This is a genomic window from Pantoea sp. X-Soil-TKNS-1207 (assembly GCF_059730485.1).
This window is the reverse complement of record NZ_AP035958.1, coordinates 4,232,590-4,249,016: the sequence shown is the minus strand read 5'-3', so window position 1 is coordinate 4,249,016 and position 16,427 is coordinate 4,232,590. Positions and strand designations below refer to the sequence as shown.

Here is a 16,427-nt window from a genome sequence, read left to right as displayed (position 1 = left end):
AAGCATAAGAAATCGAGATGGCGGCATGTTATCAGAAACCTGACGCCTGCTCATACCACTTCATCAAACAGGCTGTAGCACTTGCTGATAAAGCGAGGTTAGCGCCTGCGCCAGTCGCTGCGGACCGTAAGGTTCAATTCTGCGGCGTGCGGCCTCGCCCAGGGCGGAATTCACCGAAAGTGACGGGATCGCCAGTACGGCTTCATTTAACGCATTGATATCCAAAGCATCACAGACGAAGCCTTCCTGACCAGCCTGGATAAATTCAGCACCGCCGCAGCCTGTACTGGTGATGACCGCCAGCCCACAGGCCATCGCTTCCAGCACCACATTCGGAAAAGGATCATAGAGCGTCGGCAACAACAGGGCATCGGCGGCATGATAGAACGGCTGCACATCCTGCTGTACGCCAACAAAACGCAGGCGATCCAGGCAGTTAAGCTGATTTGCCAGCTGCTGGTAGCGTGACAGCTGCTTATCCTGACCAACCACAACCAGGTAGCGGTCGCTGCGCGCAACCGCTTCAATCGCCGCTTTCAGCCCTTTGCGTTCAAAGCCGGAGCCGACGTAAATCATCACCGTCGCGTCCTGCGGCAGGCTAAGCTGCTGGCGTGCGGCGTGACGCTGCGCTTCTGTTGCGGGCTGAAAACGCTGGCTATCAATGGCGTTGTGAATCACATGAATCTTCCCGGCATCCAGCGCGAAACAACGCAAAATATCCTGCTTCACCATCTCAGAATTACAGATCACCGCCTTCAGCGACGGAGCAGTAAACATTTCGCTTTCTGCCTGCAACACATAACGATGGTAGGGGCTGAGCGTGGCGCTCAGTCGCTGCCACGGTGAGACGATACGCGCGCGCTGTTCCAGCCAGACACGATGCACGCCATCGCCAGCGCGAAAAATATCGCAACCCGCAATGCGTTCATGGCTCTGCACGATATCAAATTTTTCCCGCTCCCAGCAGGCGCGCGCCGCCTGGGCGAAACCGCGTTCGCGTGACACCCGACCAAATTTGGCTGGATTGCAGATGTGCAGATGCCACGCCGGATTGGGTGTGCCCTGCCAGCTGCGGGTAATGATGTTGAGATCGAGCTGCTCGCTATCCAGCGCTTCCAGGGCACGCGAAATAAAACGCTCGGCACCGCCGTCCGGGCGATACTTCTGCCGGACAATCGCCAGGCGTAACTTAGTCATGCAAAAAGCTCCTTGCGGCAGCGACCACGTCCGCAACCGGAATGGCCGACAAATAGCGCTGGTCGGTTTTGGTATTGATCGCGTCAGGGTCTGGCAGCGGGCCGTAATCACCGGCCCAAATCACGCGGTTGTTATCGCCCCACGGCCGCCAGTGTTGCAGCTTGGTAGGGCCAAACAGCGCCAGGCAAGGGGTATCCAGCGCGGCCGCCATATGCATCGGCGCAGAGTCGACGCCAATAAACAGTTGGGCGCCGGCGATCAGCGCTGCCAGCTGCGGCAAAGAGAACTGGCCGGCAAGGGAGACGACCTGCGTGGCCTGACACAGCGACTGAATATGTTCAATCATCGCCAGCTCTGCTTTATCCGGCGCGGCGGTCAGCACCAGCGTGCGGCCATCAGCCGCCAGGGTATCGATCAGCTGCGCGACTTTTTCATCATCCCAGCATTTGAATACCCAGCGCGAGGTGGGCTGCACCACCACATACGGACCCGTGACCTGCTGCTGCGCCAGCGCCGCCTGCACTTTTTGCTGGTCGGCGGGGCTGAAATGCATCGACGCCTTTGCGCCTGCCGCACTGATGCCGAGTGGGGTCAGCGCCGACATATTCTGTTCCACGGTATGCAGTTTGCCGTGATCGGCGGTGCTCACCTGCTGGTTATGGCACCAGCGCCAGAAGGCGTTATCCCGCTTTTTAAAGGCGAAGCCGATACGCACCGGCGCGCCGGAAAACGCGGTGATGATGGCGCTTCGCCACTGATCCGCCAGGTTAATCACCAGATCGTAATGACAGTTCCGCACCGCCGAAAGGAGCGCCATTTCATGACGAAACTTGCGCCAGCCTCCCTCCTTTTTCCAGTTGCGATCGATGATATGCAACTGGCGGATGGCCGGATGGGCTTCCAGCATCGGGCGCGTTTCTTTGTACAGCAGGACGTCAATATTGGCCTGCGGATAACGCTGGCGGAGAGCATTAATTACGGGCGTGGTCAGCAGCATATCGCCGTGATGGCGCAGCTTAATCAGCAGAATATTTTGGGGTGCAAAGTGGTCTGGAATCGGGCGTGCCATACTCAAATGATCTCAAAATTCAGTGAGCTGATTGTAGGGCAAACCCCCCAGGGGCGAAAGCCAGCGACGGCGCTTATTTCTTACGCCAGCGATAAATGCGGCTCAGCCACAACAGCAGTTGATACCATTGCCGGAGACCGCGTGCATTGCGCAGCATACGTTTATGCGTCTGAGTGGCAAAAATATCGTGAATAATCGCCTGACGTGCCTGCGCATCCGGTTCGCGACGCACGCTATGGCAGACGCTCAGGGCTTCGCGCGTGATCTGATAATGAAACGCCGGATAGATTGTCACTTTATGCCGGTAACGGGCATTGATCTCTTCCAGCATTTGCGCAATTTTCAGGTAATGGCGTTGATAGACCACATTGCGCTCGCCGCTGCGTTTGCGATTACTGATCGAGGCGTCGTGCATGTAATAGCGGTAGAGCACCTTATCGGTATAACGCACACGCTGAGCGTTTAACATGAATTCGGTGGTCCAGGGAATGTCCTGATGGTGCAGACCGGGTTCAAAGGTGAGTTGCTGCTGTTCGATTAATTCACGGCGATAGATACCCAGCCAAACCACATGCATATAGCGATGGGTTTTCAGCGCCGTGTTGAGCCAGTCCGGGCCGCTCAGTACCCCGGTGCTGGTCAGGCGGTCGAGTGGAATCAGCGGCTTAATGGTTTTACTGGCTTTAAAAAACCATTCGGCGTTGCACTGTGCGGCATCGAGATTGTCGCGTTCCGCCATCTCGACCAGCGTCTGATACATCACCGGGTTCATGGTGTCATCGGCGTCGGGAAAGGTGACATATTTGCCACGCGCCACGGCCAGCCCGGCATTACGCGCACGCGACACGCCGCCATTGGGTTGATGGATTACCTTTATATGCGGATGCTGCTGCGCATAACGCTCGGCATGCTGACCGGAATCATCGGTAGAACCGTCATCAACAATGATGATCTCGATTGCGGTCAGCGTCTGTGCCAGCAGCGATTGCATAAAGGATTCCAGCATCTCTCCAGCGTTGTACATTGGGGTGATGACGGACAGCAAAGGCGTGTTTAGCGACATTGTTCGGTTTTTTTCTTATCAATAATTAACAAATTCCTTACTTTAATTATTACGAGCAAATTTAGAACTTTTTGCACATTAATGGTCAAAAATGGTTAGTTTCTGTGTTTTCGGCACGTAAACACCATGACATGGCCGGTTTTTGGACAAATAAGTTAACCCTGGGCAGCAGCATGAAGAATATTTTAGTGATCCGACGCGATAACATTGGCGATATGGTATGCACCACGCCGCTGCTGGAAGGTCTGAAACAGGCCTTTCCCGAGGCGAAGCTGACCCTGCTGGTGAATAAAATTGCTGAGGATGTGGTGAGCAACAACCCGCATGTCGATCGGTTATTTGTCTATAAAAAGGCCAAACATCGCGGTAAAAATGAAACCACGCTCGGGGTGTACTGGCAGCGGGTGAAGATTATGCTCGCGCTGCGTAAAACCCGCTTCGACGCCACCATTCTGGCGAATCCGGTGGAATGCAAATATAGCCTGCGTCTGGCGAAAATGGCGGGAGCGCATAATATTATCGGCGCCGCGCAGACGGATGCCGTGCTGGATCATCCTTTCCGCAAAGAGGACTTCCACGGCAACCATCAGGTGGAACATACCTTTTCTTATCTCTCCGCGCTGACCAACGACGCCCCAGCGGTGCCCCAGGTTAACCTCTATCTCTCCGATGCCGAGCGTGCGCAGGCGAGTGCGCGGGTCGCGCAACTGTTCAGCACTCCCGGCGTGGTTTACGGCGTGCATATCAGCAGCCGCAGCCCAAAACGCCGCTGGCCGGTGGCGGCTTACGCGACATTTATCCGTCAGTTGCTGAACGACCCACAGGCGCGCGTGCTGCTGTTCTGGTCGCCGCAGGGAGCACTGGACCCGAACGACCAGGGCGATGCGGCGCGTGCTGACGAGCTGATGCAGCAGGTGAATTCACCGCATGTGGCGCGCTATGCCACGGCATCGATCCGCGAACTGATCGCCGGGTTTGACCGTTGCGAACAGATTCTATGCAGTGATGGCGGGCAGATGCATATCGCCGCGGGATTGCATAAAAAGCAGGTGGTGTTTTTTGGCGATACCAATGCGCAACTCTGGCATCCGTGGTCGGGTGAGTACCAAATCATGCAGACCGCCTCGGGCGAGTGCAGTGATATCTCGCCGGAGACGGTGTGGCAGGCCTGGCAGCAACTCCAGCTTAAGCCTGTCGTTGTCTGAAACTATCGTGATATTCAGACAGCGTCTGGCCGAGGAAGCGCGGAGCTACCCAGCTAAATAATCCCTCGAGATCGTCGTACAGACGTTCGATATCGCTGTCATTTTTGAAGGTGGGACTGCCATCCGGCATAAATTCCGACGAGTGCAGCATAAACTCGACGTAGTCATGGCCTTCAGCAAGCGACTGTTCGATAACGCGTTTCATGCTCGCCAGGTTACCGCCGGAGGGGCGCAACCAGTACACCGCAGGGCTGCGTTGTTTGCCGCGCAGCTTATAAATCCCCTGCTTGAGCGCGCTGACGAAAGGCGAGTATTTGTATTGAATGCTCATCGGCAGCTCAAGCAGCGGTGAATTTCCGCTGCGCGCAATATTGTTCGGATCGATAAAGTACGCGCTGCGCGGAAAATCGGTGTAATCCGTACCGCCGTTGCCCTGGGGCGCCCCCCGGTTGAAGCGCCAGTTGACCCGAGGTGTGACGGAGCAATCCACCTGATAACCCAGCTCGATTAACGCGGCGGCATAACGCTCGTCAAATGCCCAGCGGCCAGCGCGATGGCTGCGCATTTTGCACTGGAAGGTTTCTTCCAGCAGAGTCGTCATAAAGGCCACTTTGGCGCGCAGGACATCGTCCGGAAACTCGATCAGGTACGGCTGCCAGCGCCAGTCATCATCGGTAAGCGGCGCTTCCGGCGGGCTGTGCCAGGCGTGCAGATGCATACCTACCTCGCCCTGATTACGCGCAATGACATCACGCGCAAACTCGACATAAGCGGGATCGGTTGCCATCTCGTAGTTGGTTAACCAGGTCGGCTTCAGGCTAAAGCGTTCGCACAAAGACTGGAAGCGCGGCAAAAAAGCGGTATTTCGCGTCGTGATTTCGCGATGATTACGCCAGAGGTTATCGCCTTCAGTGTCAATGGTGATGAGGAATGCAGGCTGCGTCATAGTTTCTTCCCGAACGCCTTGAAAAGAGGCAATACTACTCTGGCTCAAAAGGTCAGGCAAAGTCTTAAGTGCCGGTGCCGCTTAACCCAGCGGTAATTTACTGCGCATCCCTGGCTTATATACTATAGCCGGAGCCTGAGTGGCTTAATGGCGTTCATTTTACTGAAAAAAGGAAACACTTTGTCGAAGCGCGTTCTTATGGTGATTGATGGCTTGCCGGGCGGTGGAGCAGAAAAGGTGGTCATCACGCTGGTTGCGGGTCTGCTGGACGCTGGTCACCGGGTGTCCCTTTTTTCACTGCGTAAGGTACGAGAATACACGCTGCCTGATGGGGTTGATTACCTCGTCGTTGAAGATCAGTGCCGTCAGCCGTGGCGCAAGCTAACAGAGTTATCGCGTCGGGCGCGTCAGCTCGATAAAGCTGTGCAAACTGCCGAGCAGACGGAAGGGACGTTTGACCTTGTCGTTTCCCATTTACACAAAACCGATCGCATCGTCCGACGCAGCAAGGTGCTGGGGGAGAGAAATACCTGGTTCTGCCTGCATGGGGTGTTTTCGGCCTCCTATTTAGGGCATCGCAGCGGATTTTCGCGCTGGCTCAAAGCGCGCAAGATTCAGCGGGTCTATCAGCAGCGCAATATCATCGGCGTGTCACAATATGCGCTGGATGACCTCAAATCGGCCTTTGGCGTGCAGCCAGCGCGCGACGCGGTAATCGCCAACCCTTTTGACGTCGCGAAGATTAAAGCCCTGGCGCAGCAACCGATCCCGCCATCACCGTCCGAATTCATTCTGCACGTAGGGCGCTTCCACGAAACTAAACGCCACGATCGTCTGTTGCGCGCCTATGCCCTGTCCGGGCTTGCCGTGCCGCTGGTGTTGCTGGGGAAAGGGGGCGAGGAAAAAACCGCCGCGCTGAAAGCGCTGGCACAGGAGCTGGGTATTGAACAACGCGTCATCTTTCAGGGATTTTCTGACAACCCTTATGCATGGATGGCCCATGCCAGCCTGCTGGTGGTCAGTTCCGACAGTGAAGGGTTCGGCAACGTGTTGATTGAATCGATGCTGTGCGGCACGCCGGTGGTCAGCACGCGCTGTCCGGGCGGGCCGGTATCGTTGTTGCAGGGCGATCTGGCGCGTGGGCTGGCCGACCTTAACCCCGTCTCGCTGGCCGATGCCATGTTGCAGATCTACCAGCAGCCGCCCGATCTTGCGCAGATTGATTTCTCCGCGTTTGATACCCGCGTGATTTGCCAGCAATATTCCGCGTTGATTGCGGCGGCACGCTGAAGAAAACGGCCCGCTCGCGGGCCGTTTGCTTAATCCCAGCTAAGGACCACTTTGCCGGAGCGCCCCGAGCGCATCTCATCAAAGCCCTGCTGGAAATCATCGATGTGGAAGCGATGGGTGATGATGGGGGTCAGATCGAGGCCGGACTGAATCAGCGCCGCCATTTTGTACCAGGTTTCAAACATCTCGCGGCCGTAAATCCCTTTGATAAACAGCCCCTTGAAAATCACCTGATTCCAGTCAATCGCCATCTCGCCCGGCGGAATGCCCAGCAGCGCGATACGCCCGCCGTGGTTCATCACCTCCAGCAGCGTGCGGAAGGCCGGTGGCGCACCGGACATCTCCAGCCCGACGTCAAACCCTTCGGTCATGCCCAATGCGGCCATCACCTGATGCAGATCCTCCTGCGCCACGTTTACGGCACGCGTCACGCCCATGCTGCGTGCAAGGCCAAGACGATATTCATTGATATCGGTGATCACGACATTGCGCGCGCCAACATGTTTGCATACCGCGGCCGCCATGATACCGATGGGGCCAGCGCCGGAAATCAGTACATCTTCACCCACCAGATCAAACGACAGCGCGGTATGCACGGCGTTGCCAAACGGGTCAAAAATGGCGGCCAGCTCGTCAGAAATGTTGTCCGGGATTTTGAAGGCGTTAAAGGCCGGGATCACCAGGTATTCAGCGAAACAGCCCTGGCGATTCACACCGACGCCAACGGTGTTGCGGCACAGATGGGTGCGCCCGGCGCGACAGTTACGACAATGGCCGCAGGTGATATGTCCTTCACCGGAGACTCGGTCGCCGATGGCGAAACCTTTCACTTCCTGCCCGATGGCCACCACTTCGCCCACATATTCGTGGCCGACAATCATCGGCACCGGGATGGTTTTGCGTGACCAGTCGTCCCAGTTATAGATATGGACATCGGTGCCGCAGATGGCGGTTTTGCGGATTTTGATCAACAGGTCGTTATGACCAGGTTCGGGAATCGGCGCATCCTTTACCATCCAGATGCCTTCTTCCGCCTTTAATTTGGCGAGTGCTTTCATTCCCGGCTCCTCAGGCGATGACGCCCAGTTGTTGACCAATGCGGGTAAAGGCGGCCACCGCTTGCTCCAGCTGCGCCTGAGTATGAGCGGCAGAAATCTGGGTGCGAATGCGCGCCTGGCCTTTTGGCACCACCGGATAGAAGAAGCCGGTCACGTATATACCTTCGCGTTGCAGCAGGCTGGCAAACTCTTGTGCCACTTTTGCATCGCCCAGCATCACCGGAATGATGGCGTGATCGGCACCGGCCAGCGTAAATCCGGCGGCGGTCATTTTTTCGCGGAAGAAACGTGCGTTTTCCCACAGGCGCTGGCGCAGGCCATCGCCCTCGCTGAGTATCTCCAGCACGCGCAGCGAAGCAGCCACTATCGCGGGTGCCAGTGAGTTGGAAAACAGATAAGGACGCGAGCGCTGACGCAGCCACGCCACCACCTCTTTTTTCGCCGCGACATAACCGCCTGATGCGCCGCCGAGCGCTTTGCCCAGGGTACCGGTAAGAATATCGATGCGATCCATCACGTTGCAGTATTCGTGCGTACCGCGCCCGCTGGCACCCACAAAGCCGACGGCGTGTGAATCATCGACCATCACCAGCGCATCAAATTCGTCAGCCAGATCGCAGATGCCCGGCAAATTGGCAATCACGCCATCCATTGAAAACACACCGTCGGTGGCAATCAGGATGTGGCGCGCGCCGTTATCCCGCGCTTCCTGCAAGCGGGCGCGCAGCTCATGCATGTCGTTGTTGGCATAACGATAGCGCTGCGCTTTGCACAGACGCACACCATCAATGATGGAGGCGTGATTAAGGGCATCAGAAATAATGGCATCTTCTGCGCCAAGCAGTGTCTCAAACAGGCCGCCGTTAGCATCAAAGCAGGAGGAGAACAGAATGACATCTTCCATGCCGAGAAACGCCGCCAGCCGCTGCTCCAGCTGCTGGTGGATATCCTGGGTGCCGCAGATAAAGCGCACGGATGCCATGCCAAAACCGTGGGAATCCATCCCCTCTTTGGCTGCCTGAATCAGCGCGGGATGATTCGCCAGGCCAAGATAGTTATTGGCGCAAAAATTGATGACCGGCTGGCCATGGGCAACGTGGATTTCTGCCTGTTGTGCCGAGGTAATGGCGCGTTCGTGTTTGAACAATCCGTCCTGGCGTGTTGTCTCAAGTTGCTGATGGATTTGCGAATAGAATTGATCGGACATGATTCTGCTCCTCAGATAGCAAAATTTTGGCACATGTTACTGCCAGAAAAGCGAATTAACGACATTTCAGCCGATCAAATCTCTGTTTTGCAGCATAGTTCACGCTGCGGACGGGAAATGTGCAGGGCTTACGGAGTCATCTGGCTGTCTGCTGCGGACTGAAATGTTATGATGATAGGTATTCGTGCGTGAAACCTCCTGTTTCACCCCAACTGTTTAAAGGCAAAGCACATGATTATCGTAACGGGTGGCGCTGGCATGATTGGCAGCAACATCGTCAAGGCATTGAACGATCGCGGTCATACCGACATTCTGGTGGTAGATAATCTGAAAGATGGCACCAAATTCGTGAACCTGGCGGATCTGGACATCTCTGATTACATGGATAAAGAGGAATTCCTCAGCTACATCATGTCGGGTGAAGATCTCGGCCCGATTGAAGCGGTATTCCACGAAGGTGCCTGTTCGGCGACCACCGAGTGGGACGGCAAATACATGATGGATAACAACTATCAGTATTCCAAAGATCTGCTGCATTTCTGCCTCGATCGCGGTATCCCGTTCCTGTATGCCTCTTCCGCTGCCACTTACGGCGGTCGCAACGAAAACTTCATCGAAGAGCGCCAGTATGAGCAGCCGCTGAACGTCTACGGCTACTCCAAAATGCTGTTCGATCACTATGTCCGCCAGATTTTGCCGGAAGCCGATTCACCGGTGTGTGGTTTCCGTTACTTCAACGTTTATGGCCCGCGTGAAGGCCATAAAGGCAGCATGGCGAGTGTGGCGTTCCACCTCAACACGCAAATCAGCAGCGGCGAAAACCCGAAGCTGTTTGAAGGCAGCGATGATTTCCGTCGCGACTTTATCCACGTTGATGATGTTGCCGCCGTGAATCTGTGGTGCTGGGAAAACGGTATCTCCGGCATTTACAACTGCGGCACTGGCCGTGCGGAATCCTTCCAGGAAGTGGCTGATGCGGTGCTGAAATTCCATCAGAAAGGCCAGATTGAATACATTCCGTTCCCGGACAAGCTGAAAGGCCGTTACCAGGCGTACACGCAGGCAGATCTGACTAAACTGCGCGCGGCCGGCTACGACAAGCCGTTCAAAACCGTGGCAGAAGGTGTGTCCGAATATATGGTCTGGCTGAACCGTAACGCATAAGGGAACCGGCAGCAGCGATGAAAATTCTGGTAATTGGCCCTTCCTGGGTCGGCGATATGATGATGTCGCAAAGTCTCTATCGCACGCTCAAGGCTGAGCATCCTGAGGCAGTTATTGATGTAATGGCACCCGCCTGGTGCCGACCGCTGCTGTCACGTATGCCGGAAGTGAATCAGGCACTGGCGATGCCGCTCGGCCACGGTGCACTGGCACTTGGCGAGCGTCGTCGACTGGGCAAAACCTTGCAGGCCAGCGGCTACGATCGCGCTTATGTGCTGCCGAACTCCTTTAAATCGGCGCTGGTGCCGTTTTTTGCCGGTATTAAACGTCGCACCGGCTGGCGTGGCGAGATGCGCTACGGTGTGCTGAATGATGTGCGCGTGCTGGATAAAGCGGCGTTCCCGCTGATGGTCGAACGTTATGTGGCACTGGGCTACGACAAGCCGGTTGCTTCAGCACAACAGTTGCCGCAGCCATTATTGTGGCCGCAGCTACGGGTTGAGGAAGAGGAGAAGCGCATGACTGCCGCGCAGTTTGCGCTCTCTGCCGATCGTCCTGCGATTGGTTTCTGCCCTGGCGCGGAGTTTGGCCCGGCAAAACGCTGGCCGCATTATCACTACGCCGCGCTGGCGGAGCAGCTGATCAGCGAAGGCTATCAGGTGGTGCTGTTTGGTTCGGCGAAAGATCGCGCCACCGGCGACACCATTGTGCAGACGCTGTCGGAAGAGGCGCGCAGCCACTGTAAAAACCTGGCCGGTGATACCCAGCTGGAACAGGCGGTGATTTTGCTGGCGCACTGTGCTGCGGTGGTGAGCAATGATTCCGGGCTGATGCATATCGCGGCGGCGCTCAACCGTCCGCTGGTGGCGTTGTATGGCCCAAGCAGCCCCGATTTCACTCCGCCGCTATCGCATCAGGCGCGTATTATTCGCCTGATCACCGGCTATCACAAAGTCCGTAAAGGCGATGCCGAACAAGGCTATCATCAAAGTCTGATCGACATTCAGCCCACTCGCGTGCATCAGGAATTAAGTGCACTGCTGAATGCAGCGCAGGAGTAAACATGCACGTCCTGATTGTGAAAACCTCGTCAATGGGTGATGTGCTGCATACGTTGCCCGCGCTCACCGATGCGATGCAGGCGATTCCTGGCATCCGTTTTGATTGGGTGGTGGAAGAAAATTTTGCGCAGATTCCCGCGTGGCACCCGGCGGTTGATAAAGTTATGCCGGTGGCCATTCGCCGCTGGCGTAAACACTGGTTCGGCAGCCAGCAACGTGAAGAACGCGTGTTGTTCAAGCGCGAATTACAATCACGTCAATATGATGTGGTGATTGATGCGCAGGGTCTGATTAAAAGTGCTGCGCTGGTCACGCGTCTGGCAAAAGGCGTGAAGCATGGACAGGATAGCCGCAGCGCCCGCGAGCCGTTTGCCAGCTGGTGGTATGACAAACGCCATGAAATCAATAAGCAGCAACATGCCGTAGAGCGCACCCGTGAGCTGTTCGCCAAAAGCCTCGGCTATGAAAAACCGGCGACCCACGGGGATTATGCGATAGCGCGGCACTTCCTTTCTTCGCTGCCGGATGATGCACATCAGTATCTGGTGTTTTTGCACGCCACCACGCGTGACAACAAACACTGGCCGGAGGCACACTGGCGTGAGCTGATTGAGTTAGTGCAGCCGACGGGGCTACGCGTAAAACTGCCATGGGGTGCCGAGCATGAACATCAGCGCGCGCAGCGACTGGCGGCAGGTTTTACCCATGTTGACGTGTTGCCGCGCCTGACGCTGGAGCAGGTGGCGCGTCAGCTGGCCGGTGCGCGAGCCGTGATTTCGGTGGACACCGGATTGAGTCACCTGACGGCAGCGCTGGACCGCCCAAATATCACGCTGTATGGACCGACAGATCCGGGGCTGATTGGCGGCTATGGTTTGAATCAATACGTACTCAGTGGAAAAGACGGCACCATGCAAGCAATCGATGCCAGCGCAGTGATGGAAAAATTGCAGGAACTGCTCTGAATGGACTCGATCTTCAAACAAATTTATCGTTATACCCACGATCGATCGCTTCGGCATAACGAAAACTTTTGGCCGCATATCGCCATTCAACGTGCTGAGGCAGACCATATCCAACGTCTGACCTATCGCAAACAGGAACTCCAGCTGGAAGATCTCAGCGCGCTCCGTGCTGCGGTGCCCGGCGATATCACCGTGCTGGCAACCGGTCCCTCGGTGAAGTCGCTGGATCTGCAAAAACTTGCGGGCACGACATTTATCGGCGTCAACGGCGCCTATCATTTGCGCGACAAGGTTAAGTTCTCGTATTACGTCATTGTGGATCGCGGCTTTGTTGAGAATCGATTTGATCTGGTCACCGAGGTGCTCGCCGATCGGGAATTGGTGCTGTTTACCACCGTACATTGCCTCAACGACATGCTGAAGAGACTGGACCTGCGGGAACTGAAGTGCCGCCTGGCGATTATTGAAGATGTCAGTTTTAAAGTATTCAGAGGCAAGGTTCAGCCTCATGAATATGAAAAGCACTGCAATAAAGAAGGCATGGTGTTGTTCCCCACGGACCCACGCTCAGGATATGCCTGGGATATTCGCCAGGGGATATTTGATGCCGGAACCGTTGCTTATTGGGCGTTGCAATTATCAACCTGGCTCGGTGCCAGCCGTATTTTTCTGGCCGGGGTTGATATGAATAACTTCTCGGCGCCACGGTTTTATGAGCAAGAGAATGATAAACTTCCCAGCCTTCTGGAATCTAATTTTACCCATATTATCAGGCCGGCCTTCTTGCACGCCAGCCGGGAATTAGAACGGGCGGGTATAAAAATATATAATCTTTCCTTAAACAGCGGGTTGGGTGAGGATATTTTTGAGAAGGCGACACCAGATGTCATTTTTAAAAAAATGTGAGAAGTTAGAAGTTATTTCTGCCATTGCCTTTATGGCATTTCTTTTACTCATGCCGATCTTTACCGGCGTCGGCAAAGTCAGTAATCTTTTCCATCTCTCAATATCCACCATGTTGCTGTTTATGGTGTTAACCCGTAAAAATCCATTTTCAGCGGACGACGTGCCCTGGAAATCGCTGGGTATTGTCGCACTGTTTCTGCTTTATTTTAGTCTGAGCAACCTGTGGTCAGATAATCCCGGAAATATTTCATCCACGCTGAAACACAGTATGTATCTGCTGTTCTTCGTATTAATGGTGAATTATTCTATTCGGCGCTATGGCGTATTGAAAGTCCATAGTTTTATTTTTCTCAGCTGTTTCATCATACTTCTGCTGACGTTTGCCTTAGTCGATAAAGCCTCCATTCTCACCAACAGACTGGAGAATGGCTTCTTCGCTTCTCCTTCTAATGTCATTGATTTGGGTGGCTATTTCGCGCTGGGTATTCTGAGTGGACTGATCGTGGCGCGCGAGACGGGCAAGCACTGGATGTATTTACCGGCATCATTGCTTTTTATCGGGCTGCTGTTAACCCAGAGCCGTGGCCCTTTGCTGGCGTTACTGGTGTCGTTAGCGGTCTTATTGGCGAAATACCGACACGTCCATCTTCGTCATATTATCTACCTGCTTCTTTCTATTGTTGTTGTTGGACTGTTCTTCTATTTCACCGACTATGGCAGCGAGTTTTATAGCCGTATGGTTTCTTCATACGCGCAAAGTTTTGTTCGGTTTGGCATCTGGGAGCACGCTTATAGCGTTGCGAAGGTGCACCCTGTTCTGGGATGGGGTTTTGATAAACAGCTGGAGTTTGTAAACAGCCTCGGCGCACAGGTGAGTACGACACACAGCCTCTATTTCGCGGCTTTCCTGCTGGGCGGCGGCGTCGGTGTCGCCTTTCTTGCGGCGGTTATCGTTGCAGGCTTATACCACGCCTGGCTGAAGTACCATCAGGGAGCCGGGCTGGAATCGTCCATTTATCTGTTTTCTATTATGTTTTTCATCACCCAGGGTATGTTTGTCATTGGTGGGCCGGGAGAGTCCTGGATGCTGTTCTGGCTGCCGCTGGCGATTGTGCTCTCAACCCGCAAGGCCTGAATGCACTCCCTCAGCCAGACTTATGTGAAATCTGGCTGAGGAATCAGGCGGACAGACTTTTCAACATGGCCTGATAGACCTGATCGACGCTGATTTTACGTAATGGGTAATGCGGGTCGTCATTTTCATCAGGTTCTATACGAATAATCTGGTGAATATCTAAATCCTGATAAGGGCCGGTATGGCGGGGATTCGCGCTGACATAGAGGCTCACCGTTGGCGTTTTGGCTGTAATCGCAATATGCAGTGGGCCGGTGTCACCGGTAATCAACACATCCAGGTTATGGATGAGCTGGAGCAATTCAGGCAGCCGCGTTTTGCCGATATATGAACGTACCCGGTCATGATATTTTTCTGATAATGCTGCAAAAAAGGCCTTTTCGATCGGTGAGTCATGGGCTGCTCCGGTTAGCACCAGTTTTGCATTTGGATAGTTTGCAAAAATACGCTCGGCCAATTGGGCGAAATGTTCAACCGGCCAGCAGCGGTTTTTCCCCGATGCGCCCATTTGAAAACCAATAACCGGAGAATATTCATCACGGGAAAGGGTATTTACGGTAATGGGAAATTGCATTCTGATATCTGAGGTGTCGCATCCCAGCGCGCTAATCAAATTCAGCTTACGCTGAATAATATGCGTATCCGCCGCCTGAGAATAGAGATCAATCCAGTGGTTAAATGCGGTTGTGTCGCTACGGAAGTTATCTCTGATAATATATTTTGAACCACCGAGGCGTGAGCAGAGAATGTCATAGCCTATTCTGGAGTGAAGCAAAAATGTCACATCGGGCTGAAAGCGTCGCATTCTTCTGATCACCCGACCGGCATTGAAAATTTTATTATCCCAAATCACGACCTCGTCGAACCATTCACTGTTATTCACCAGATCCTGATTTTTGTCGCTGGAGATCAGCATGATTTTAGCCGACGGATAACGACGTCGGATGGCCTTTATGGCGGGTGTGTTAAACAGCAAATCGCCCAATGCGGTTGTCGAGAAAATCACAATCCGATTAAACTCGAGAGATGAACTCAGTTCTGTTTTATTTTTATCGAGTTGACTCAGCCCGGCATGAAGCTTGAGCACGCTATTGATGAGATTTATTTTCCAAAGCTTTTTCATTAATGCTGATTACCCATAAAGAATCTGACTATTGGACGTCATTAACGGGGAATAATTCCAATATCATAACGAAAAAAGCGTTAGCCTCATAAGAGGTTAACGCTAATTTTTCGTCTGGATTTTGTACAGCGCCCGTTAAAATAACTGCTCTAAATTCCTGATCAACGGACTTTCCGCCACACTTCCGGTGATCACATCTATCGCCCGGCTTTGCGGCACTGGTGCCAGCGGTTTGCTGGGCTTACACAGGCCCGGCGCGCGGAAGCGGGGATGAGTGTCCGGCTGCGGTTTCACCGGCAGGGTCGATCCCTGATGCAGCGGCTCATTCAGCAGCTGGCTGGGACGTACCAGCGTGATATCGGCAGGCAATGTTGGCAGCATTTGTTGCAAGACCCGCACCGTATTGGGATGCGGATGCCCGATGGCGATCGCGTAACCATCGCGCTGAGCTAACTTCACCGCGCGGGTAAACTGCTGGCGAATCGAGGCTTCACTCTGGCTGTCATCCAGAAAGACCCGGCGTTTCAGCACTTTCACATGGGTGCCCTGCGCGGCGGGGATCGACTGGCTGTTGCCGATGGTCATGCTGTCGAGAAAGTAGAAATTGTACTGATTCAGCACCTGCATCACTTTCTGCATACCGGGCAGGCTGGAGGTCATTTTGCTGCCCATATGGTTATTCAGACCGACCGCAAAAGGCACCTTTGCTACCGCATCGCGGATTATGCGTTCAATCTCAGCACTCGACATCTCCGGCGTGAGCGTATCTTTCTCCAGTGGCTGCTTACTTAAAGGCGCCATTGGCAGATGGATAAGCACTTCATGGCCTCCCTGATGCGCTTTGGTGGCCATTTGATGCGCATAAGTCGCGTTGGGCAGCACCGCGACGGAGATGGCCGGAGGCATCTGCAACACTTTGTTTTCTTCGACCGGCCGATAACCAAAGTCGTCAATGACGATGGACAGTTTTCCGGCATGGGCGGAAAGTGACAAAAACAGGCCACAGAGTGCGGCTGAGAGCTTATGAGGCTGAAACAA

General features: G+C 54.4%; 15 protein-coding genes. 7 read left to right on the top strand and 8 right to left on the bottom strand.

Annotated elements, in window-relative coordinates; translation table 11 throughout:
- Positions 1-63: 63 nt before the first annotated feature.
- The 3 genes from AC6I8V_RS19795 to AC6I8V_RS19785 form a co-directional block, all read right to left on the bottom strand.
- On the bottom strand, positions 64-1,197 hold the full coding sequence (locus tag AC6I8V_RS19795; RefSeq protein ID WP_497843865.1) for a glycosyltransferase family 4 protein: 1,134 nt from the start codon (positions 1,195-1,197) through the stop codon (positions 64-66).
- A complete protein-coding gene (gene rfaQ / locus AC6I8V_RS19790) occupies positions 1,190-2,266 on the bottom strand; it encodes a putative lipopolysaccharide heptosyltransferase III (RefSeq protein ID WP_497843864.1) in 1,077 nt (358 codons plus the stop codon). The genes AC6I8V_RS19795 and rfaQ overlap by 8 nt, the downstream gene beginning before the upstream one ends.
- Positions 2,267-2,339: 73 nt before the next feature.
- Positions 2,340-3,329 (bottom strand): glycosyltransferase, encoded by a 990-nt coding sequence (locus tag AC6I8V_RS19785; protein ID WP_497843863.1) that lies wholly within the window; start codon positions 3,327-3,329, stop codon positions 2,340-2,342.
- Positions 3,330-3,502: 173 nt separating this feature from the next.
- Here AC6I8V_RS19785 and AC6I8V_RS19780 point away from each other — a divergent pair, with 173 nt between their 5' ends.
- Entirely contained in the window at positions 3,503-4,534 is a 1,032-nt protein-coding gene (locus AC6I8V_RS19780) for a glycosyltransferase family 9 protein (protein WP_497843862.1), read from the top strand.
- On the opposite strand, the gene AC6I8V_RS19775 is transcribed toward AC6I8V_RS19780, so the two are convergent.
- Complete coding sequence (locus AC6I8V_RS19775) at positions 4,515-5,480, bottom strand: polysaccharide deacetylase family protein (protein ID WP_497843861.1); 966 nt, start codon at positions 5,478-5,480, stop codon at positions 4,515-4,517. The two genes, AC6I8V_RS19780 and AC6I8V_RS19775, sit on opposite strands and share 20 nt — an antisense overlap.
- 180 nt (positions 5,481-5,660) lie before the next feature.
- Between AC6I8V_RS19775 and AC6I8V_RS19770 the strand changes: the two genes are divergently transcribed.
- The gene (locus AC6I8V_RS19770; RefSeq protein ID WP_497843860.1) at positions 5,661-6,770 is read left to right on the top strand and encodes a glycosyltransferase; all 1,110 of its coding nucleotides are present in this window, start codon (positions 5,661-5,663) and stop codon (positions 6,768-6,770) included.
- Positions 6,771-6,799: 29 nt separating this feature from the next.
- Here the strand turns inward: AC6I8V_RS19770 and tdh are convergent, their stop codons facing one another.
- A complete protein-coding gene (gene tdh, locus AC6I8V_RS19765) occupies positions 6,800-7,828 on the bottom strand; it encodes an L-threonine 3-dehydrogenase (RefSeq protein WP_497843859.1) in 1,029 nt (342 codons plus the stop codon).
- Positions 7,829-7,838: 10 nt separating this feature from the next.
- A complete protein-coding gene (locus AC6I8V_RS19760; protein ID WP_497843858.1) occupies positions 7,839-9,035 on the bottom strand; it encodes a glycine C-acetyltransferase in 1,197 nt (398 codons plus the stop codon).
- Positions 9,036-9,266: 231 nt separating this feature from the next.
- Here AC6I8V_RS19760 and rfaD point away from each other — a divergent pair, with 231 nt between their 5' ends.
- The 5 genes from rfaD to AC6I8V_RS19735 are packed head-to-tail and all read left to right on the top strand — an operon-like array spanning position 9,267 to position 14,266.
- Positions 9,267-10,199, top strand: a complete 933-nt coding sequence (rfaD, locus tag AC6I8V_RS19755; protein ID WP_497843857.1) for an ADP-glyceromanno-heptose 6-epimerase — start codon at positions 9,267-9,269, stop codon at positions 10,197-10,199.
- Positions 10,200-10,216: 17 nt separating this feature from the next.
- On the top strand, positions 10,217-11,260 hold the full coding sequence (gene rfaF / locus AC6I8V_RS19750) for an ADP-heptose--LPS heptosyltransferase RfaF (RefSeq protein WP_497843856.1): 1,044 nt from the start codon (positions 10,217-10,219) through the stop codon (positions 11,258-11,260).
- 2 nt (positions 11,261-11,262) lie between these two features.
- The gene (gene rfaC / locus AC6I8V_RS19745; RefSeq protein ID WP_497843855.1) at positions 11,263-12,225 is read left to right on the top strand and encodes a lipopolysaccharide heptosyltransferase RfaC; all 963 of its coding nucleotides are present in this window, start codon (positions 11,263-11,265) and stop codon (positions 12,223-12,225) included.
- Positions 12,226-13,131 carry a WaaZ-like lipopolysaccharide core biosynthesis protein gene (locus AC6I8V_RS19740; protein ID WP_497843854.1) on the top strand — a complete coding sequence of 302 codons (906 nt, stop codon included), beginning with the start codon at positions 12,226-12,228 and terminating at the stop codon, positions 13,129-13,131.
- A complete protein-coding gene (locus AC6I8V_RS19735; RefSeq protein ID WP_497843853.1) occupies positions 13,109-14,266 on the top strand; it encodes an O-antigen ligase family protein in 1,158 nt (385 codons plus the stop codon). Before AC6I8V_RS19740 ends, AC6I8V_RS19735 begins: the two co-directional genes overlap by 23 nt.
- Positions 14,267-14,309: 43 nt before the next feature.
- Here AC6I8V_RS19735 and AC6I8V_RS19730 read toward each other — a convergent pair whose 3' ends face one another.
- Both AC6I8V_RS19730 and AC6I8V_RS19725 read right to left on the bottom strand, forming a co-directional pair.
- Positions 14,310-15,389 carry a glycosyltransferase family 9 protein gene (locus AC6I8V_RS19730; RefSeq protein ID WP_497843852.1) on the bottom strand — a complete coding sequence of 360 codons (1,080 nt, stop codon included), beginning with the start codon at positions 15,387-15,389 and terminating at the stop codon, positions 14,310-14,312.
- A gap of 135 nt (positions 15,390-15,524) precedes the next feature.
- Positions 15,525-16,427 carry a divergent polysaccharide deacetylase family protein gene (locus tag AC6I8V_RS19725; RefSeq protein ID WP_497843851.1) on the bottom strand — a complete coding sequence of 301 codons (903 nt, stop codon included), beginning with the start codon at positions 16,425-16,427 and terminating at the stop codon, positions 15,525-15,527.